This window comes from Nitrincola sp. (assembly GCF_048264025.1).
Lineage (GTDB): Bacteria > Pseudomonadota > Gammaproteobacteria > Pseudomonadales > Balneatricaceae > Nitrincola.
Window position 1 is genome coordinate 1 of sequence record NZ_JBLXDN010000033.1, and the last position, 21,029, is coordinate 21,029.

Annotated in this window: 17 protein-coding genes; 13 read left to right on the forward strand and 4 right to left on the reverse strand. The window is 49.8% G+C overall.

Annotated features, from left to right (window positions below; translation table 11 throughout):
- A partial coding sequence (locus ACN0R1_RS17140) for a hypothetical protein (RefSeq protein ID WP_417585096.1) occupies window positions 1-219 on the forward strand: 219 nt, incomplete at its 5' end.
- Window positions 216-1,337 (forward strand): TraI/MobA(P) family conjugative relaxase, encoded by a 1,122-nt coding sequence (gene traI / locus ACN0R1_RS17145; protein ID WP_417585098.1) that lies wholly within the window; start codon window positions 216-218, stop codon window positions 1,335-1,337. The genes ACN0R1_RS17140 and traI, both read left to right, overlap by 4 nt.
- Window positions 1,338-1,671: 334 nt before the next feature.
- Here traI and ACN0R1_RS17150 read toward each other — a convergent pair whose 3' ends face one another.
- Window positions 1,672-2,928, reverse strand: coding sequence for a lipase family protein (locus ACN0R1_RS17150; RefSeq protein WP_417585100.1), 1,257 nt, complete (start codon window positions 2,926-2,928; stop codon window positions 1,672-1,674).
- Window positions 2,929-3,180: 252 nt separating this feature from the next.
- On the opposite strand from ACN0R1_RS17150, the gene ACN0R1_RS17155 reads away from it, so the two are divergent.
- Window positions 3,181-3,840 (forward strand): hypothetical protein, encoded by a 660-nt coding sequence (locus ACN0R1_RS17155; RefSeq protein ID WP_417585102.1) that lies wholly within the window; start codon window positions 3,181-3,183, stop codon window positions 3,838-3,840.
- Window positions 3,841-3,857: 17 nt separating this feature from the next.
- Complete coding sequence (locus ACN0R1_RS17160) at window positions 3,858-4,181, forward strand: hypothetical protein (protein WP_417585104.1); 324 nt, start codon at window positions 3,858-3,860, stop codon at window positions 4,179-4,181.
- A gap of 15 nt (window positions 4,182-4,196) precedes the next feature.
- Here ACN0R1_RS17160 and ACN0R1_RS17165 read toward each other — a convergent pair whose 3' ends face one another.
- Window positions 4,197-5,147, reverse strand: a complete 951-nt coding sequence (locus tag ACN0R1_RS17165) for an endonuclease/exonuclease/phosphatase family protein (protein WP_417585106.1) — start codon at window positions 5,145-5,147, stop codon at window positions 4,197-4,199.
- 144 nt (window positions 5,148-5,291) lie between these two features.
- Window positions 5,292-5,777, reverse strand: coding sequence for a helix-turn-helix domain-containing protein (locus tag ACN0R1_RS17170; RefSeq protein WP_417585108.1), 486 nt, complete (start codon window positions 5,775-5,777; stop codon window positions 5,292-5,294).
- Window positions 5,778-6,407: 630 nt separating this feature from the next.
- Between ACN0R1_RS17170 and ACN0R1_RS17175 the strand changes: the two genes are divergently transcribed.
- Window positions 6,408-8,024 (forward strand): recombinase family protein, encoded by a 1,617-nt coding sequence (locus ACN0R1_RS17175; RefSeq protein WP_417585110.1) that lies wholly within the window; start codon window positions 6,408-6,410, stop codon window positions 8,022-8,024.
- Window positions 8,025-8,480: 456 nt separating this feature from the next.
- Here ACN0R1_RS17175 and ACN0R1_RS17180 read toward each other — a convergent pair whose 3' ends face one another.
- Complete coding sequence (locus tag ACN0R1_RS17180) at window positions 8,481-13,907, reverse strand: G8 domain-containing protein (protein ID WP_417521884.1); 5,427 nt, start codon at window positions 13,905-13,907, stop codon at window positions 8,481-8,483.
- A 682-nt stretch (window positions 13,908-14,589) separates the two neighbouring features.
- On the opposite strand from ACN0R1_RS17180, the gene ACN0R1_RS17185 reads away from it, so the two are divergent.
- The 8 genes from ACN0R1_RS17185 to ACN0R1_RS17220 all read left to right on the forward strand — a co-directional run bounded on the left by ACN0R1_RS17185 (window position 14,590) and on the right by ACN0R1_RS17220 (window position 21,008).
- Complete coding sequence (locus ACN0R1_RS17185; RefSeq protein WP_417521883.1) at window positions 14,590-15,000, forward strand: hypothetical protein; 411 nt, start codon at window positions 14,590-14,592, stop codon at window positions 14,998-15,000.
- A gap of 62 nt (window positions 15,001-15,062) precedes the next feature.
- Window positions 15,063-15,443 carry a hypothetical protein gene (locus ACN0R1_RS17190; protein ID WP_417521882.1) on the forward strand — a complete coding sequence of 127 codons (381 nt, stop codon included), beginning with the start codon at window positions 15,063-15,065 and terminating at the stop codon, window positions 15,441-15,443.
- A 26-nt stretch (window positions 15,444-15,469) separates the two neighbouring features.
- A complete protein-coding gene (locus ACN0R1_RS17195) occupies window positions 15,470-16,834 on the forward strand; it encodes a hypothetical protein (protein WP_417521881.1) in 1,365 nt (454 codons plus the stop codon).
- Between the two features lie 26 nt (window positions 16,835-16,860).
- Entirely contained in the window at window positions 16,861-17,736 is an 876-nt protein-coding gene (locus ACN0R1_RS17200; protein WP_417521880.1) for a deoxyribonuclease, read from the forward strand.
- On the forward strand, window positions 17,733-18,440 hold the full coding sequence (locus tag ACN0R1_RS17205) for a hypothetical protein (RefSeq protein ID WP_417521879.1): 708 nt from the start codon (window positions 17,733-17,735) through the stop codon (window positions 18,438-18,440). The genes ACN0R1_RS17200 and ACN0R1_RS17205 overlap by 4 nt, the downstream gene beginning before the upstream one ends.
- Complete coding sequence (locus ACN0R1_RS17210; RefSeq protein WP_417521878.1) at window positions 18,437-19,342, forward strand: endonuclease/exonuclease/phosphatase family protein; 906 nt, start codon at window positions 18,437-18,439, stop codon at window positions 19,340-19,342. Before ACN0R1_RS17205 ends, ACN0R1_RS17210 begins: the two co-directional genes overlap by 4 nt.
- Window positions 19,339-20,088, forward strand: coding sequence for a hypothetical protein (locus tag ACN0R1_RS17215; RefSeq protein ID WP_417521877.1), 750 nt, complete (start codon window positions 19,339-19,341; stop codon window positions 20,086-20,088). Before ACN0R1_RS17210 ends, ACN0R1_RS17215 begins: the two co-directional genes overlap by 4 nt.
- The gene (locus ACN0R1_RS17220) at window positions 20,085-21,008 is read left to right on the forward strand and encodes a hypothetical protein (RefSeq protein WP_417521876.1); all 924 of its coding nucleotides are present in this window, start codon (window positions 20,085-20,087) and stop codon (window positions 21,006-21,008) included. The genes ACN0R1_RS17215 and ACN0R1_RS17220 overlap by 4 nt, the downstream gene beginning before the upstream one ends.
- The last annotated feature ends 21 nt before the right edge of the window (window positions 21,009-21,029 follow it).

Here is a 21,029-nt window from a genome sequence, read left to right on the forward strand (position 1 = left end):
TGGCAAGGTATTCGCGATCTGCTCAAGGTCAATGCCGATCAGGCCCGCTTGGGTAATCTGTTTAAGTTGGCCCTTGATGAGCCGCTCTCGGCAGATCTCTTGAAGAAGTTCGACAGCCTGAACCGCGATATCGAGGCAACCCAGAAAGAGCTCAAAGAGGCCATTGGTGAGATCCGGATGCAGCTTCAGCCCGGCAAGAACCTGCAGGACAAATCATGATTGCAACACGGATCGGCAAGAAATCTGGTGTGCCGGACAACTATACCCGTCTTGGCCAATATATCGCTGCTGCCGAGGAAAAAGGCGAAAAGCTGCATCAGTTCTGGATCCGCAATTGCGATGCCGGCACAAATATCGAGGACCTTGATCTGGCACTTTTGGAGATCGAAGCGGTTCGTCGGCAAAAGCCCGAAATTGCCGATAAAACCTATCATCTTGTCGTTTCTTTCCGCCCTGGCGAACAGGACAAACTGAGCAAAGAGAATCTGATGGCCATCGAGGCCGAATATGCCAAGGCACTTGGCTATGAAAATCATCAACGCGTGGCCGGAACGCATATCAATACTGATAATTTCCACATGCATATTGCTTTTAACAAGCTGCATCCGGAAACGTTCAAGGTCGTCACACCTCATCGGGATTTTAAGATCCTCGCCAAGGTCTCGCGCGAGATGGAGAAGAAGTACGGCCTCGCCATAGATCCCGGTATGACCGATGGCAAAGCGCGTGACCCAAACAAGCTGTCACCTGCAGCACGGGATTATGAAGCCCATACATGGCAGGAATCGTTTCAGCGGCATGTGCTCAAGCATCGTGAGGAAATACTACAAAGCTTGGGGAAGGCGAAGAACTGGCAGGAAACGCACGAGGTTCTGGCAGGATTTGACATCAACCTGAAACTGCGCGGCAATGGCATGGTCCTGATGAGCCCGGATGGGCAGGCCATGAAGGCCAGTCAATTGGATCGATCTTGTGGCAGGAATAAGCTAGAAGAACGGTTTGGAGTGTTTGAAGCACGACCAGACAAACAGCCAAGAAAAGCATTACATCAGGCTAAAGCGAAACGTCGTTACAAGCCTCGCCCCCTCGTTCCACATCGCAATACAGCGGCTCTTTGGCGTCGTTATCTCAACACCCGCAAAGTCAATTCGAGGCAGCCTAGCCTTACGACGAGGGCCTTGCGAAACTGGAAGATGTTTCTACTGATGGAAGCCTATCAAGACCCTCTGGCTATGGCGCTAGTCATGGCCCACCGCGAAATGATGAACATCTTAATATCTGGACCAACCAAAAGCCGACCTCGTACTCGAGTATACAGCAAACTCGCCGAACATTGAGCGCCACTTCGCAATCTTATGAAAAACAAGCGCATTCAACCGCCTCCCGCCCGTCAACTTAGCCACCCAAACTGCGAAGTCCTGTGTAGATGTTATAGCGGCGGTACTATCAATTTATTTTGCCCAATGCCCGAGCACCCATACCCATTGGCGGCGGCTATAATCGTAGCGCCAATGCGCTTTAACCCAACGACTTTTCCCCAACGGCCTGACGGGTTTTATATTCTGGACACGATCCACGGGCTTTGGAGGCCGCGGGCGTCTAATCTTTGCCTTTTTCACGAACTTTCCCTCACATGCTAAACGGCTCGGTCCTTAGCCCATGTCTCAATAATCAGGCCGATTTATCAAGGTCGTCACGAGCCAATTCCGAACTAGCTGTCCTTGGGAGTGAGCGAACATATGCCCAATAGGCGAGCTTGTTAACATAATGATCAATTGAATGGTCTTCGACAGCCGCACGGCCCATCGTAGCAATTGCGCGCTTCCCCCACCAAAACCAACGCAGGATCTGCGGAGGATTAGAGCTAACAATTAGAGTAGGATAAACTACATTACCCGTGTCGGCTGCAATACTTTGAGGTGCGCTATCCATATAGCGCATGTCTCCGTAGTGACGGTAGCCCCTGAAGCGTTCCAGAAAGTCTGCAAATTTTGCTGTGTACGGGATGATTGGTAAAGCGCGAAGCACAACTGTCGTGACATCTACTAGGATAGCAGGTGGAACACGGGTAACAATGTCGGACGCATTGACAACTCTATAAACGGGGGGACGTATACTCTGTCCAAATTGTAGGTTGCCGACGCGTGGACTCCCGAATGTATAGCAGGCTGCAATTCTGTCGCTTGTTAGACAATATGTTGCAACGATAGCGAGGGCACCACCTAAGCTATGGCCAGTGATATAGACAGGCAGTGATTTGTTCTCTTCCGCCTCAAGGCACGAAACAATATCTTCTTTTACATGCCGAAAAGCTTCCCAGAAACCATTATGAACTTTTACCTCAGGCCAAGATTTTTGTTCTCTCGTCATCTCTGAGTTTTCTTCCACGAACATACTTCCTCCCGGACCACCTAGACGCCCTAAGATCAGTGGTGTGGCATGCAAATCAGATTTGAGATCTTCCGGTTTTCGGGGTTCTGTGCCTCGAAAAACAAGTGCCAGAAACGGTGCGCGACCTTGTGCTTTCAATTTTACAATGAAAGCCTGAGTATCTGCCACAAATGGGATTCTCACTGAGAAAGTTTTGATGAGCTCGAATTGAAGTTCAGTAATTTGCTTCTTGAGAGTTTCGAGCTCGGAGGCACGTTGGTCTGAGTTAGCAACCGAGGAGAGTATCTCCTTTAGCAAGTCGGCGCGGAACTTTACCGAGAGCTTTTTGGCCTTGTCCTGCTTCTTACCATCTTTTTCACCAGTGATAAGCGATAGAGCAGCATCCAAGGCGACATCAATTGGTGCTGCATCTTCGAACCGTACATAGGCCAGTTTCGACAATATAGCCATTAACCAAGCAGTTCTGTCTGAATAGGCTGCTCGGTAGACTGGTGGCTCGAGCAAGTTTGGGTAAGGCACGATCCCGTTCTGGTTCATCTTTGCAAACTTTCCAGTTCCGAACAGCCAAAATCAATCAAGAAAGTTCGGCCGATCTATATATGAGGTTTCACTTATACCCTTAATGAGGTAAATTGCACATAAAGTCATTCAATTTTTTGGATACACTACATTAGAGCTTCCAGATTTAGGCGAGAATATCTGATTTAACACTCGCTTATGGTTCGATATCGCAGCCTTTCTTGGCACTAAACCAGTTGGGAAACTGCGAAAACTGGGGAAAACTGACGAATGAAGAAGCACCTTAAATTTTTAATAATCGTGGTTTTTCTTAATGGTTGTGCCGAAATTCCAAAGGAAACTGTAGAGCTCAGCGATACCGTTGGACGTGACCTGAGTACTTTGCAGGAAGCCAATCTTGCACTGGTTGACACTCTATTTGATCGTATGGAACGGGACGTTAATCAGTTTATCGACACTCAATATCGCCCTGCCTATGTCAAGAAGCTGGTCGAAGAGTTCGGGTTAATCGATGAAATCAATCTAGCGTTAGCAGAACAGCCAGACGCAGTTCTTATTCTTCTTGAAGACTTCGTAAGTGCTGCAGTGGAGGATGTTGACAACAAACGAAGCGAACTACTCGCGAAAATTCGACTGCAACATAATGAGGTGCGCGGAGAGGTTGATAGAAGTTTCAATCAGGTCCGAACCGCACAATCAGTGATTGGTGCGCATCTTGCGTCTGTCATGAAGGTCCATGACATGCAGGATGATCTGTTAAAAGAAGCCGGTTTGGATGATGCTCGTCACAAGATAGCGAGTGAAACTGCTGAGATTTCTCGCAAGATCAGCCAACTAACTGACAAAGGTCGCGATTTTGAGGGGAGCTGGGACAAAAAAGTCGCCGAAATGGATAAGTTAATTGCGCGTATTGAAGAAGAGTTGAATTAGCCTGAAGGGAAAGACAAATGTCATATGATATTGAAGCTATGCGTGCTCGTCTAAAGGCTGCGCGTAAACGTGCTCGTGATGCACTGGATGGTCAGTTTTCAGCAATTTACTCGGAACTACGCTCTCTAGACCCTGAGGAGATCAAGAACATTACTCCAGATGTGACCGATGAAGAGACCTATGAGGAGCTCATTGAGCTTATTCAGGAAGCCACACAACAGAATCTCGATAATGCCGAGCTTGTTAATCGCATCAAGGATATGGGGACTGTTGCAATTGCGATAGCAGGCAAAGTTACGTCACTTTCAGGGCTTCCCGATTTCTCGCGGTTAATCCGATAGATCGGGTTTCCGGAATTAGTCATCATCACCCAGATCAAGCGAAATTTCGAACAGTACGGGATGGTGATCCGAATAATATTGCCGGAAGATATTGTGATCATAGGGATCTCCCGGAAAAACGCCCAGCGCAAGATCCCAGTATGGTCGGGTAGCATCAATCAGATCGAGGACGGCAAAACTCGGGAGAACCTCTGGTGAACGTGCTGGGCGGTAAAGAACATGATCATAGGGTTTCGGGCCGTTGATATTTGTATTTGTCGACGAACAGCTATTGTTTAGCGAAACAAACCCCTTGGGAACCGCTGAAGCAAGTTCTTCGCAGTCCTCGATATTCATGTCCCCAAGTATGATGAAGTCCTGTTCGGCACTCTTTTGCACATTGATCCAAGCCGCAATGCTGTCGAGCTCATGCTTGCGTCGGTCGCCCTCACTAGCACCAGGCATCAAATGTACCGAGATCAATACAAAATCAGTACCGTTCGGTGTTTTAAAGCCGGTTGCATAAGGGACGCGCTCATAATCTGGATGATTGCTGCGATCTTCTGCAAGAAAACCGCTTGGCAGTTCTGCGTCTGGAAGCACTCGCTCAGGCTTGTAAAAAGTGATGTACCACTCAGTCCCTGTTCCACCTGTATGAATCCGGTCACCTGTTCCGGTGTCTTCTGGAGACAACACAAACGAAAAACCCTCTGCAGCCATGGCATCAGTGAACTCTTTGGCTTCGATGTCCTCTTTGTAGGCAGAGCTGTCCGGATATATGCCAGCGACTGGGGGAGCGACAAGCTCCTGAACCACCACTATGTCAAAGGGAGCGACGATTTTGGCCAGCGCGACATCGTCCCGCTTTTTGAATGAACCAAGAAACTGAATATTAAAAGATGCCACGCTCAATGTTTCAGCATGGCTAATTGAGGCATTGAGCAATAGAAATAAAGAGAGAAGGCACGCTCCAGCTAAGCATTTCATCTTCATATCCCCCCAAAAAAACGCAACCAAGAGATGTAGAGTATCACACTATCTCGGCTTGCGTCATTGGATAAGGGTTGAAGTTGCACCTAAAGCCCTAGTGGGGAAATTAACGCATTAAGATGTTTCGGGCACCCTGTCGATCTAACGATCTTCATATTTCGACACCGATTTTAACAATTCGAAAAACCGATCACGCAGCCCTTCATCTTCAATGCCATAATAACAACGAACAAGCTCCAGCGTCTCCCGTCGCTGCATGGGGTCTTCTCGCGATACGGCGGATTGAGTAATTGTCGCACTGCGTTGAGCAATCGACGTTCCGATGAGATCGGGCGGAATGTCATCATAGAAAGAGCTGACCGGAACCCCAAGTGCTTCGGCAACATCGTATAACCTCGAGGCACTTACTCGATTGGCGCCTCTCTCATACTTCTGAACCTGCTGAAAAGTAATTCCAAGCAGTTTAGCAATTTGTGACTGCCGTAATCCCTTAAGCATACGCAATTCACGCAATCTTTTACCGACATGAAGATCGATCGGATGTGGTCCTGCGATCGTGGTTTTACGCCGCCCACCATGCATCGCTTTGCGTGAGGCGCTAACGTCTGACTTTATAACGGAAGACATTGCTCAGTTGGTTCCACGGTTGCTGTGAAAGGGAAAGATGCATCAATTACCATTATGAAACAAAAAGGAAACTGCGTCGATCATCAGGATTTTCTCATGCATGGGCGCCGGCACCTTACCGACGGGATGTTGTCACCCGTCGAATTCGAAAGACAACAAATCTGATCAAACCGGATGTCTACAATTCCAGAGGCTATTCAAAGTTCCTGTCATCTCTCCCCCATTCACGGATACCACGTCCGAAAAGCCCCCAGAGCTCCCGAGCTGGATTTATCATCAGACCCGCAAACAAGTAACTGCCCCCAGACTAACCAAATATATTAAAACCTGTTTTGTTGAGCATGGCACCGCCATGCGAATAAGCAGGAAGCCCGTTTGGGCCGTTTGGTGGGCCCACCAAACCTATCCTGCCCCCAGCACGACAGGTGAAAGTTGTGCCATCTCGTGCGCTATCATGCACTCTTTTGCATTTTCGTGCAATCTTATGCACTCACATGCAATCACATGCAGTGCCTTGTATTTGCAGAGTTTTCTTAATTAACTATTCTTACGAGAAGACAGCGTTTTACCCTTGCGCATGAGCAACCCCGAAAGGTAATCAATTTGATTCAACCTTCGAGGACACAATCAGTGCATGTAGCAATCTACGCCCGCCACTCGACCGACAAACAGGAAACCAGCACACAAGACCAGATCCGGCGCTGTCGCGAATATTGCAGCGCAAAGGGCTATCACGTCGCTGATGTGTTTTTTGATGAAGGCATATCGGGCTCTCATCTTGCAAACCGCCCTGGTATTGGCGCTCTTTTGGTTGCGGCTCTGGATGGTAAATTCGAAGGTGTGATTGCCGAAGACCTAAGCCGGATCAGCCGGGATCAAGCAGACACCGCCAACTTCTTCAAAAAGATGGTGTTCCTCGGCGTGCCGGTTGAAACCGTCAGCGATGGATTGATCAACGAGCTGCATATTGGTTTGAAAAGCACCATGAATGCGCTCTACCTCAAAGACCTTTCCGACAAGACTCACCGGGGCGTCGTTGCTGCAGTATTACGCGGCGGCGTACCCGGCGGGCAGCTTTATGGATACGACCTCATTCACGCGCTTGACGAGTTTGGTGAACCTATTCGCGGCAAGCGCAAAGTCAATGAAGAGCAAGCCGCAATCATCCGAGATATCTTTGAATATTATGCCGAAGGTCGGAAGCTCAAACACATTTGCGACGACCTCAACCGCCAAGGCATAGATTCTCCCAAAGGCGGGAAATGGGCACCATCAAGCCTTGTCGGATCTTTCGTTCGGCAAACCGGGATGTTGCGCCAAACCCTCTATAACGGTTTTGTCACCTTCAACAAGCTGCAGTATCGAAAGCATCCTGAAAACGGAAAACGGTTGTCTATCGTTCGACCTGAAAAGGAATGGATAACCGTCCCAATTCCCGAACTCTCCATCCTCAAAGAGGAGACCTTTCTGAAGGTTCAAAAGGCACTGGATGAGCGTTCCAGTATGCATATGCAAAGGAAACTCGGCCCCAAGATCATAACTGAAGCCGAAAAGCGTGAAATCTCGATCCGGCGATCAAAGGAATGGCGACGCAATCAGGCGATCACGCCCAAAAGAGCTAACGCCGTGTTTGGCGGCAAACTCTATTGCGGCGTGCATGATCACAAGATCGTAGCAACCTATGCCAAGCACTATTCATGTCCAGTCAAAGGCTGCCCGAACCGCAGCCTGAATTATGATCAGATCATGCCAATGGTCCTTGAGGCCATCAGCACGCTTAACCAAGACACCATCTGCCAGCATTTTGACAGCGGAGATATGGCGAAAAGCCGCAAGCATCACGAACTGGAAATTGACCGACTAGAGACTGAACTGGAAGCTCTGCGCGCCAGCATCAATAAGGTCATTGATGCTCTTGGACCAGATGCGCGTTCCAAAGAAATTCGTGCATTCTTTGACGATAAGTCAGAACAGATCCATAGAACCAAGCTTGATATTTCTCATCACCAGCGTGAACTAGCCGAAACAACGATCCCTAGAAGTCTGGATCGCATTATCCAAAGACACAACAAATTGTTGGCGAGATTACGCGTATGGTCAAGAGATCCGGAAGCTGTTGTTCCGTTGCGACACATCATCGAGAAACTGACGATAGAAACCATCAGGGACGACGAAAACCAAGCCTGGCATCGCGAGTGCAAAGCCGTCTTTGATTTTGCGGCACTAATCGCAACAGCAAAACATTAGTTTTCTGAATTGCTATGGGACAGATTGTTAACCGGCAAAATTATGCCGGTTAACAATCTGATTGATGGGCCTCGAATGACCGATCTTCGCGGTGTTGTGGACTCTAATTCTTAGTATGGCTTAGGCCGGCTGTCAGTGGGTCATGCTGCCCAACGGCCTTCCGCCACCGTCGACAGGGCAGTATGATTTTTAAGGTTAGCCGAACAGCAGTTGGACACAGCCAACTGCCACCTCATCACCCGACGTCTCGCAAGGTACTATATATTGTGTACAGCGCTTCAATTCTGACTCTCAAAATCAACATAGCCACATATTAATACTAAAACCTGTTCGTCAGTGTTGAAAAGAGTGTTTCATTTTCCCACCAGCACATAGCGGGGCCGGCAACTTAATACCGTAAGTGGATGGCCCCTTCCCGTTGAAACTGACGAACGGCCTCAGACCATTAAATCCTGATCATTCATCGCAGACGGTCTGGTGCAACGGATAGGTTACAGCACCTTTGTCGTAGGTTCCGCGTGGATTAACCGGGGCCGCCGGTGGCGCACTAAGGCAGCGATAGGGGAAATCTTCCGTGACCTGGAACGCCTTTCCCGCAAGTGGTTGGAACTTGTAGGAAACCCGGTTTCCATTCGGCGGCGGAGTGCCATTTAGCGGCGTTTTCTTTCCAACTAGCTTTGTTCCACGCACCGGGGCTCCTACGGGGAATGGTAGACCGTTTGGTTGTTGCTCCGGTGTGCCATAAACAAAGCTGTACTGATTCCATTCGGAATATGTTGCTTGGCTGATCGGATGCGATGTCCTTGGGGCCATCGACGTCCACGAACCTCCGGACACATAATCCTTATTGCCAGATGATCCATTCAGGGAGAATTCAGTGTCGCTGATGTTGGTAACAACCCAAGTACCGTTGGCGCTTGTGTTACCCTTAACGCCAGCTATGATCACCTGGCTACCAGTTGGAGGCGCATCTTTCGTAGTAATGATCACTGGAGCGGTCTTCGATACATTGGTGATATTGGTATTAGGGTAGCTGGCTTTATTCCCTAGATTCAGGATATATGCGGCACAGCCAGTTTCATTGCAGGAAAACAGGTCGCTTGGCTGCGGTACACTATTTGCCACGAGGCAAGCCGCGTCGAGAGCTCTCTGCACATTGTCCTGATTGCTAAACGCTTTTATCTGCTGGATTTGGCGGAGATAATTATTGTTCTTGGAATAGTTCGCTGGATCGCAGGTACCGAGCGGCGCTCCGGATTCCATAACCGGTTTATCCTCAATCATGTAGAAATAAAGCATGCTGCTGTTAGCATCGTACCAGAATTTCTGACGATCAATGAAATCGGGAGCGGATATCGTCCCGTTGATCAGATTAAGATAATCTTGCTCAAAGTTGATCCAACTGTCCGCTTGCGTCAAAGCAACGCCACCCGAGTAGCTTCCCTGATTCGTGCCACGGGCAACACAATCGTTCCAGGCTGTGCCGCGGTCTTCACTAGGCAGAGAAAAGAATACTCCGTCGCAGGAGGGAGATGGTTTTGGCGGTACATACGGGAATGGTGGCCAAGTTGCCCCAGCATATGAATCGCCCCATTGCCGACGAATGCGATATAGTTTGATCGCAGTTGGATCTTGCACTGGCTGATAGAGGGCAATCCGGTTAACGAAATACTGATCATCGGCTTTAACGCCAGGATCGGTATAGCTAAAGAGCAGTCTTGAATGGAATGGCTTGGGAGTTTGGCTAGCCAAGTCGTTCTCCGTGCCGGACTTCCCATAGACGGTATAGCCCATGCGATCCATGACAAATGGTTCATAGATGGGTTTTTGTCCCCGGCCGTTCAAATACAGATCAGGATAACGGTCGGCACCATAGACCGGCATATCGCGGACAATTTGAACCTGAAAATTCGATGGACTTTCTACAGACTCAATGTTGAGCGTGCCATAACGGTGCGGGCTCATAAGTGATGTTGCCAAAAAGTTATTCGGTCCACGTGAGTGGGGCTCATCAATTGTGAACTCCGTTGCGTAATAGGGAAGATTGTTAAGGGATACAGGAACCACTCCGCTCAGATCACACGGCTTGGCGCTATCTGTGCAAGCGACTGACAAGCCAGAAAGTTGGCCGTCTTTGTCTAGAATGACGGTGGTTTTATCACCATCATTGAATGGTCCCATGTTGACTGACTCGTCATAGACCTGATGACGAAAATCCACATTATCCCAAATACTGTCGCGGATATATTGGGTTGGCGGAACAGATTGTGCGTTGGATTGTATCCAGCCTGTTGCAGGGTCTCCAGGGTAGCCCTTGTAGTTGAATGACGGTGCCGCGTCAGCCGGAGCGACCGGGCCAGGCGGGTTTTTGAAGGACAATGGATATACGATGCCTTCCAGTTGCCCGTGAGACCCATGTTGGGCGATGTTTTTGATATCCGTCCTTGTAAGAAGACGGGCGCTCGGGTCGTTAGAGTGTAAACCTGTCGGATCGAAACGGAAATTAACGAAGCGATTATGTTCGATCCGCGCCGGACCATCATAGTAACTATAGCCTTGGATATTCATTTGTGGGTCAGGATAGTTTCCCCAGTTTTCAACTGAATCTTTCAGCGCGACATCAGTGCACTCCTGTTGCCAATTGTCGATTTGTTTGCAAGGAGGATAACGATCAACATTATTGCGGGTCATGCCGGCAAAGACGTTATCATGTGCTAGATCCCAGTATCCAGGCAAGTTACCCTCTGGCCCACCGCCGCCAGCCAACGACACACCATAAGGGTTGGTGCCAAACCGGTTGTCATGTAGTGCAAAGAAGATTGAACGACCCCAGAAACCGCGATAGCGCGATCGCGTGGATGTGTTGCCGTTCAAGAGGAGCACCGGTGGCTGCGGAGGTGTGCTCCATGTACCCCCGGACGTGTAGGTTCCATTGCCCACAGATCCATTCAAGGAGAAGGTGGTGGCACTATTTTTGGTAACGGTCCAAGTACCGTTGGCGCCTGTGTTGCCTTTGACACCTGAAATGGTTACTTGGCTACTGGATTTGGGCACCACGTTGGCTGTAATTACGATTGATGAACCAGCGAAGGAGCTAATGTCACCCTGGATCTGCCAACTGCCGTTTTTTTGGGGTGGTTTCTTCCCGAAATGGATGTTTTCAGAACCATGTAACGCGAAACTGGTCTTCGTGACACTCTCCGCTTTCCATGTGCCGTCTGCGTCCGTACTTGTATCTGAGACTATAATTTTGTCGCTGTTTGAAGGAACGACAATTTCCGAAGGAACGGTAATCACAACCGGCGCTGATGAGGATGCTTTCGTGATAGTTCCAATAGGAAGTTTGCTCAGAGTCCAGGTAGCGCCAGATGTGTATGAGACTGGCGGGGCGACATCGGAAAGAACGAAAGATGTCTCATTGAAGGATTTTACATTGCGATTCCCGTCAATACCGGAACCAGCCCCGGCGATGTCGACGGTAAAGCTTCCTAGCTTAAGCTTTTCAGGAAGACGGGTAGGACTCTCGACAATTACGGGCGGGTTTGAAGCACCGGTGATCGGGTGGAAGTCAGCGGGCAACAGCGGCGCGGGGTTCATGGCATTGTTGATGTCATCTGGGGCCGTATCTATGCCGTTCAGGCAACCGTGTGCCCGATTGCCAGTGAATTCGGGATAGGCGCTATTTTGTGCCGGGTCCTGCCCCAGAAGCCAGTAACCACGCCCCTGAGCCTGGCAGCCTGCTACTGAATTGTTGACGAAAACATTATCTAAGTTAGTGATCCAGAACCCGCCGGGGTGGAATGTATCCGGTCCGGGCGCAGAACCTACGGCGTTCTGTCCCGAATAGGAAGTGTCGGGGATTTTGTAAATACTGTACCAGTTCGATGTATAGGAAAATCTCCCGCCATTTTGATAGGTCCCGTTGCCGGTCGATCCGTCCAAAGAAAATTCGGCATCGCTGATCTTGGTGACTGTCCAGATTCCGTTGGCGTTAGTATTACCAGTGACATCAGTGATGGTAACTATACTGCCGGTCGCTGGGGCTTGCGTTGATGTGATAACGATGGGTTCGGCACCGGTATAGGTCGCACCGTTTACTGTTCCGTTGATCGTCTGATCATTCGATATCTGAAGGTTGTCGCCATCCCAATACTGGCTGTTCCCCTGCCGGGGATAGGAATAGGTAGTGTCTGCGGCCATCGTCCCGGAGATCAGGTTTCGGATGAAGCTGTTGCCGGTGATGTTCGATCCGTCCTCAAGATAGACACCTTGCCCGACGGTGCGCACGCAGACATTGTTATAAAATGCAGCATTGGACGACCCGTGAACGACGAAACATTTGTTATAGCCGTGATGCACACTAACATCCTGAATCAGAACATTTCTGGCATCCATTATGTGATGCAGGTGGAACGGATAGCGCCCCACAAGTGGCTGGCCGAATTTCTCGATCTCTATCCCGACTAGGTTGACGGTAGGTGTCCCACCCTGCCCGTGCATGATTGCAATATGGCCACCAGTGAACGGATTTGCATCGCCGGTCTGCCCGGCCAGCGAGGTCAGCTTGATGTTCCGCGACAACAGAGCGACTTCGGCACGTTCGTCGATGCCGTAATTGCGTTCGGGACCGTCATAGAAGCTTTTGGCCTGAAAGGAGACGTCGACGGCGGCGCCGCCGGGTACGACGGATTGGATCGTTTCTGCGGCGAAGAATCCCGGGGTCGGTGCCGCACCTCCATAGTGGTAATGCTTCAGCTTTTGGCAAAGCGTAAGCTGCGTGACGTTTAGTGGTGTCGCGACTGACCACTGCCCTCCCCCCTCATACGCCCCTGACGCTATCGGCACTGTATAGGAAAAGCTGTTGGCATCGGCCGTGGTTACGACGAAACCACCGTTGGCTCCGTTGATGCCTTCGATGCCCGATATTGTGATCATAGTGCCGCTTGGCGGTGCGGTCAAAGTTGTGATCAATACGCCATTTCCCGAACGCTCTGCCGCCAGAACGCGGCCTGATTGTGGATTTGGGTCGGGAATCTGTGAGACACCGCAGATCTTGAGGATCTCCGTCTGGTGGGAGGCGAAGCTGGTGGTGGCGACCGAAATCCAGTCGCCTTCTTTCCAGTCAACCTTACGTGCAAGGGTCAGTGTCGTGTCAGGTGCCGTTGCGGGGACAGGTGAGCTGACATTTTCCGTATCATCATAGGATGCCGGGCCGGCGGGTTTGGCCAGATAGGTCCAGCTATCCGTCCCCTCCACCGTATTGATGAAATCAGGGTTCTGTTTGGGATCGTTGGCTGTGCCATTCGGCACGGCGGATATTCCTTGTGCGCCGAATAGCGACAGTTCACCACTTCCCATTACCGTAATGTCGCGGGAATTTGGTGTCTGGTTAGTCTTCTTAACGATCGGTGTGCCGCCAGTAGCCTCGGGGGCCGGTGATGCGGATGTGTTGCCAGCCATAACGATGGTTATGTTGCTGACGATCGGGCTTATTGCTGATCCCGCAGTCATTTTTCCGCCGTCCTTGACGAGGAATGAACTGGCATACAGCGTCATGTCCTGATCCTTAAACGTCAATGTTCCGCCCGCCCCAATGACGACGGGGATCATCGGGTTAGAGGCCGTACCGGCACTGACGGTATCGGAAGCACTGATCGTGACCGCTGTGCACGACGTACTGCTGACGATATTCAGGACGGATTGCTTGACGCAGCTTGTGTTGGCCAGTGCATCGGCCAGTGACATGGCACGTGCCGAATTCGGGAACGGACACAATGCGGCAAAAAATGCAAAGCCGATCAAAAGCAGAAACCATCCGGAGGCAATAGGGCTGTGTGCGAGGGAAAGCAGAGATGGGCACTTCTTGTGCGACAATTTGTTCATAACAATTCCTACAGTGATCTTTTGTCTTTCCTGCTATTCGACTGCGGCGACCAAGATTTCGATTTGACGGTTCCGAACTACTGCATCGTTTCCGCAACACAATCATGATCAACATTTTCGAACGCGAGCTTCAGGCATCCTTCACTACAACAGCGTTAGGCCACCTCATTTAAGCGATTAATCGACCACAGACATTTGCCGGCATTTTGAAGACCTACCACTCACAACTTTCAAATGAAAGTTACCTCCAAAATGCCCAGAGCTGATGATAAATAACAATTTGTTTTACGATATAAATACCCTGCCATCGGCACTACTTAGTGTTGACTATCTCGACACCTCGAACATTTCACCACTAGTGGTTTTTTCGCAGGATACGCCCCTAAATCAACCATAGGTAACAATACTATTGATTTCACACCCAGAGGGCAATCATCGATTCGCGAAATAAACAACTTTTAGTATACCACAAGGATGAGCACCTACCCCTTTACATAGGGTCAAAATCTTGGAAAAGTAAAATTTTAGCTTATAGTTAGCTGCATTCCTTGTGAATTACATTAATGCAATATACTACCCCGTTGGCTAGGCTCAGGAATATGGTTTGCAATCTTGAGTTTGCAAACCTACGATTTCATAGTCGTCACATTTCGTATCTTCGAATTCTGAAAAGGGGTTTCTCATGTCCGATTTTGCTCGGTCCGTTACAATTGATATCTCTGACTCTAGCGCTGGTGACCTGATCGTCAACTACGCGACGCTCACCGGTGGCCAGTGGAAGCAACAGCCGCAAGCAGGATCAGTGATCAATCCAGGCAACCAAGTCGAGTATGTAAACGGTGTTCCCGACGCATACTCGAAACTCGGTGGCAAGATCGCCCTTACGCCTGCTTCGGGTGGGCTTATCGAAATTGAATGGGACTGGCCGTTTGGAAGTGGCTCCAGCGGAACGGTCAAAGGGAACTCCCTCAACGGTCTTTCCGTCAGCAGTCAATGGATTAACCAGCAATCGACCACGCCGACTTTTCAGGTAACGGTCAGCAACGCCAACACTGCTCAGCTGATCCGCAAAAACGCTGCAGCAACTGCTTAAAATGACATCTGACCGGGGTGCGTAGGCATCCCGGTTTTGCTTCACCAGATCGGCAGGATGTCATGAACGAAGAAAGTAACTATCACCAAATAACCGTGCTGATTATCGACGCATCTGCGATGACCCTCACGCTCACGCAGGCGACGCTAAACGATGGGGAATGGATGGATCCTCGCCCGAAGATCGGGAGTCCAATCTCTCCTGGGGATACTTTCTCGGCTGCCAATAAAGCACTGGCTCCTCAAGGGAATCTCGGCGCCAACCTCCAGTTTGAAATGGCGAGTGGTGCTAATCTGGTCGTGTACTGGAATTGGAATTTCGGCAGTGGACCATCAGCCAATGCCTTATCGAATAGCTCACAAGTTGATGTCGAGTACACCCTCGCTAATCCGCAATCGAACAATCCGTCACTGACGGTGACAATTCGAGATCAAAATTCGTAGCGTCTGGGCATAGGGGGACACTGGTTATGGCGACCGGTAGCAGTAAGTTCACATTCAGCAATCGCCTGCAGGGAAATGATACAGACGCCGATGCGATTGGCCCGTTTGTCATCCCGCCGCAATTCGGAAACCTTGATCCAACCTTGGATCCGGCGTTCTGTTTCAATTACTTCGCGACCTCTGCCACAGCTAACGCAGAAACTCCGCCAAATATCCCAACCGATACAAATCAGCCAGTATTTGCTCTGCAATTCAAGAAGAGCAATTCGGGTGGCTCGCAGATCTTTGAATATGTGCAAATCACCGTTAGTAAAAACTACATTTTCAGCCAAGTAGTCGAACAACGAACCGCTATGCTTGCTGCTTTCCGTACCTTCCGAACTCAAGTTGAAGCACTCGAAGCTGCCGACACGGAGCCTGGCTTACGTCTCGGAACCACGGATGCCTTGATGAATTATCTCGCGACCAATCTGGCGCTGACGACGCCCGAAATTCCTCGGTACTATTATGGTTTTGATCCGTCCAACCAATCAATCGATCTTCTTCCAGGAACCGCGTTGCGACTTGAGTACGCACCCTATCAATATGTCGCACCACCCGGCGTACCGGGTTATGAAGCCAATGCGTTCGCGGGCACGGGAAGCGTCCGCATCCCTATCGCGCGCAAAGCCGACTTGAATATTGCGTTTGACACGATGATTGGGAACTTCGCCCCGGGGATTCAGTTATCGCCTGCGGCTTCTCCATGCCCAGATATTGCTGCGAGCCTTCTTGATCTTGAGATTCAGTCATTTGCTCGGAAACACTGGAGATTGGTTACGCCGCCAACACTTCCTGGACCTACTCAGGTGAGCAATAGCGGCGGCAACGCAGCTCAGACCAGCGTTCTTCTTGGCGCTGACACCTACGCAGATCTAGATGCTGCGACCACAGCCTTTCTGTCGAACAGCAATCAATGCACTGTGGCTCAGGCCGGGAACAACCCAATCGTTAGCATCAGTTTTACCGGCCGCGTCATTGGTAGCGTTGACATTGAATGCGTTGTAAACGGCGCTCGCGAACACGTCGCTGTCGGTACGACAATACGCGATCTGATATTCCGGAATGCTTTGGTTCCACCGCAGCAGATGACCGTTACAGGAAGTTCGGGTGGGGTGTTCGCCGGTGCATCTCTCAGTTGCCAATTGCAGCGGTGGATATCAACCGTGCAAGTGCCTTCGGTAAACTTGGATTCCGCCACTTATCTCGGCGTGTTCGACTTTAAACCTGCTCAAACAGGCGACCCTATCCTTGATGGATTGGATGGCGACGTATTCGATGTTCCCGTTGCTCGCGGCGACCGCATTTACGTCGGCCCAAAAGATAGCCTCCCAACCGGGAGTACTCAGTGATGTATTGCTCGCGCCTACACATTCTTATGATCCTGTTACTAAGCAGTGTTAGTGGGCGCGTATTTGCACATGATTTCACAATCCAATCACAGAACTTTTTGCATCTTGGATGGGGAACCAACACCAGCGAAAAATGCGATGCAATTGAAGAAATAATGGATGACGTGGATGTATTAATCATTCAGGAACTTATGCAGCGCAAGGACCCCTGCAGGCGCATTACCAAAGATCTGAATCTAAAATTCGAGTCATATGGTCCATTTGGAAATTCGTATAAAGAATACTACGGATTCTATTGGCGTAATGGTGCGCTAACAAGCGGCAAGGGATACAGCCTCGAGGATGGCAATAGATATTTCACCTCGAGATCCAAGAAGTTCATCCGACAACCAACCGCTACCTTGCTTAAGGTAAAAAGACCAAAGGGGCAAGACGACTACTATGTATGGATCGCAAACATACACTCGGTATTTGGCGACCGCGTTAAGGAAAGGCAGGATGAAGCTATTGCTTTTGAGAGTTACTTTCGTAGCTTGCGGCTGGAAAAAATTCGCTCCGTACGCCCAACTGACGTCGATGACGGCTGGCCCGTTATCGTTGGCGGCGACTGGAACATACCTGTCACAAACAATTACAAAAAGCGCGTTTATAATCGCGGATTTAAGTGGCTAGGGACAAATCCGAGCGCAGACGCAGTTCCCCTCCGGAACCTCACTAGCCTTACCAAGACAGGCGCCCCTTCCAGTCCCTATGATCATTTTCTCTTCTCCACGACTGCGCTTGGCACCACTCTGGACCTCGACTATCTCGGTGAATTTCCTGTTGGAAAGAGCGCGAGAAAAGCCTGGAGAAGGGATGTATCGGATCATTTAGGTATTCGTGCGGAGGTCACACTCCAATGATTGGCAGAACACTTTTTTTTGCATCACTTATGTCATTTTTTGGCGGTGTTTGTTTCGCCACCCCCCACTTCCCTATTCCAAGTATGTGCAATGAAAATGCTGTAACTGGTAGTGGCAGTGAGAACTCCTCGGATCGCGTTCAGCCAATTGTTCAAGTACTCGCGAGTGCGACCGAAGACGGGAACGTCAGCGTTGTCGGCATCGAACCGTCCGATGTGTATCAAATCCCTAGCTCAAACTACTGGGCGGCGAATATTCGCGCCGTCGCGAACCACCCCTATTATATTGTCACTACAAGCTACACGCCGTTCCTAGAAACCGTTCATCTCTTTGAGAACCACAACGAACAGATCGTACTGCCCTTGCAGGCTCACGCCCAACGACAAGGTCAAACAGATCTGGAAACTATGGAAAACCGGCCTTTTTCACATGTTGAAGTTCGTGTCTATGACGATAATAATCAACCAATACCCTATGGCATCGTTGAGTTCACTCCGATGTTTGAAGGGAGCAGTCCGTACACGATACAAGCAGACGCCGACGGAGTCATTCAACTGTCTTGTGTTTACTACAGCATTCCACAAAACCACCGGATAACAGTACTCTCGGCAGAACACGATTTTCTCTATGATGGCGCTATTGTCATTGAATATGTGCAAGGGACGCAAGGCCTAGCCTTTACTCGCAAGGAGGACGAGGAATGAAGCATCCCTTCAAACGGATATCTTGCGCTTTATTTCTCCTTGTCAGCTTCGCGGCCAACGGCTCAGCTTATGCTCAGGAACTTAAGGTCAGATCTCAGAACTTTCTGCATCTTGGATGGGGAACTGCGACTGTAAAGCTCAACAAGTGCGCGGCACTCTCACAGATGATGCAGTCTTCTGACGTCATTGTCGTTCAAGAATTAATGCAAAGTACTGACCCCTGCCAAACACAAACAACGACCAACAACTTCCGTTTCATTGCTGACGCCACTCCGCTGGGGAATTCATCGTACAAAGAGTATTACGGCTTCTACATCACAAATAAAACAACCTCTTACAATACGACGATCAGCTACACTGGCGATCTGGCTATCGCAACCGGAAAGTTCGAGCGTATCCCACGAGCAATTGCGCTGGAAGTTAACGATAACAAAACGGCACCAGCGACTACGAGCTATGTTTGGGTCGGCAACATCCACTCGATTTTCGGGAAACGCGTAAAGCAGAGATACGACGAGGCTATAGAAGCCAAGAAGTTCTATAACCAGCTTAGAGCCGAGAAAATCAAAGGTAGTTCTCCGACTGCTGCTGCAGGGTGGCCTGTCATTATCGCTGGGGACTGGAATATCCCGGTGAAAAGATCCAATGGCAGCTACACAACCGGATTTGCCTGGTTAGGTGCCGCAACAAACCCGGCCCTCGGCGAGCCTGAGATTACGCCGACATCGCTGAGCGCCACAGCTAAGCGTGTTAGTGCCTACGATCATTTCATATATTCCAGCACCAATCTCACGCTCAGCTCTGTTCAAGTCGAGCGATCCTCGGGATATTTAACCGATATCGCTTGGCGTCAAAATGTATCCGACCACCTAGGAATTACGGCGGAGGTGACCTTCAAATGAAGTCAACGCCGCAGTCACAATTGCTCAAGTTCCTGACCTCGTGCTTGTTCACATTATCGTCTTCTACTGCTTTTGCTGACGACGCCCCTAACTTCTCAATACCAGGAGCGTGTCAGAATAAGGCAAGCGGTGCGGGCCTAGACAATCCCACTGACATCCTACCGCCGCAAGTCACTGCTTATTACGTGAAAACGTTCGTTGAACCACCTGAAATAGCTTTCTTGAACGTCACTAGCGTTTACCCCAGCCCATCCACAGCAAAAACCTGGGCTGCGAACATTGTAACGCCTGCGGTAGATCCATCCATTTTTGACGGTAAGTTCTTTATTGATGTTGGCTACACGCCGATTTTGAACTTCTTTGCTCCAGCTGAAACGAAGGGTGCTGGCATTAACGCTTACAGCCTTCCGGGAACCTACATCAAACCGGCAGGAAGCCTTTTGTTCGAGAATATCGAAATTGAGGTATTCAAGAGCGATGGCACAACGGCAATTGCCGACGCTACTCTTCAATTTCACTCGAGCGTATTGGACGTGGGCGATAACGCCTCGTCAAACCTCATTACGGTGGTTGCAGATGATAGCGGCAAGGTCGCACTCGACTGCTTCCTTTTCTTAGACGGTACCAACTGGGTAACAGTCTATGACAGCAAGTTTGACTACCTCTTCGACACGACAGTGACACGTACTCAGGTTGCTCCCGCTAAGTTTGCAATTATCAACCCTGGATCAGGGGCCCAACAATGAATGCCAAATCAATCTCAATGTTTGTGGCGGCTCTCTTTGCGTTAACGTTCTTTGGTACCAATGCATTAGCTCAGAGCTTCACGATACGATCCCAAAATTTCCTGCACCTTGGCTGGAAACCCGGCACGCCGTTCACGACGAACAAGTGTACAGCGCTCAGCGATATGATGGGTACTGCAGACCTGATCGTTGTGCAGGAACTCATGATTGCCTCAGATCCTTGTCAAACAGAGACCGCAACGAAGGGGTTCACATTTCAGGCAAACATAAACGCCCTAGGATCGACATCTTACAAGGAATTCTACGGCTTCTATGTGCGCAATGGAGCAAATAGCCAAGGCACAAGCCTAAGTTACACTGGCGATACAAAGTCTGCGGCGATTAACCCTTTTGTACCGCCCCCGCCTGGTGCGACGACGTTTGAACGACCACCGTTTGCAGTTGCAATAAAAGCAGTCAACGGCCCTGACACTAACTATGTTTGGGTGGGTAACATTCATTCAATCTTTGGGAAGTCCGTGACCCAAAGGTACACCGAAGCTACGGGCACGGCGACATTTTTCAATACGCTCAAAAGTACGACAATTCTCGGGACGAGCAATCCGACCGGTTGGCCCGTCATCATTGCAGGTGACTGGAATATACCCGTCAAGAACAAGGCTGGGAACTATACGGCCGGGTTTACATGGCTTTCGACTAATTCAGCTGACGGGTTGCCCTACAGCACAGCCACAAGCTTGTCGAATACTGGAAAGCCTGCAAGCCCCTATGATCATTTCATTTATTCGACTGACACTCTCGCGCTGTCCAATGTTACCCCAGTAACCGCTTCGTCAACATCAAGTTTCTCAAGCCTGACCAATTGGCGATCCCGGGTCTCGGACCATCTGGGGATTCAAGCAGGAGTATCGTTCAATTGACTCATTCAATCGCGCGTTACG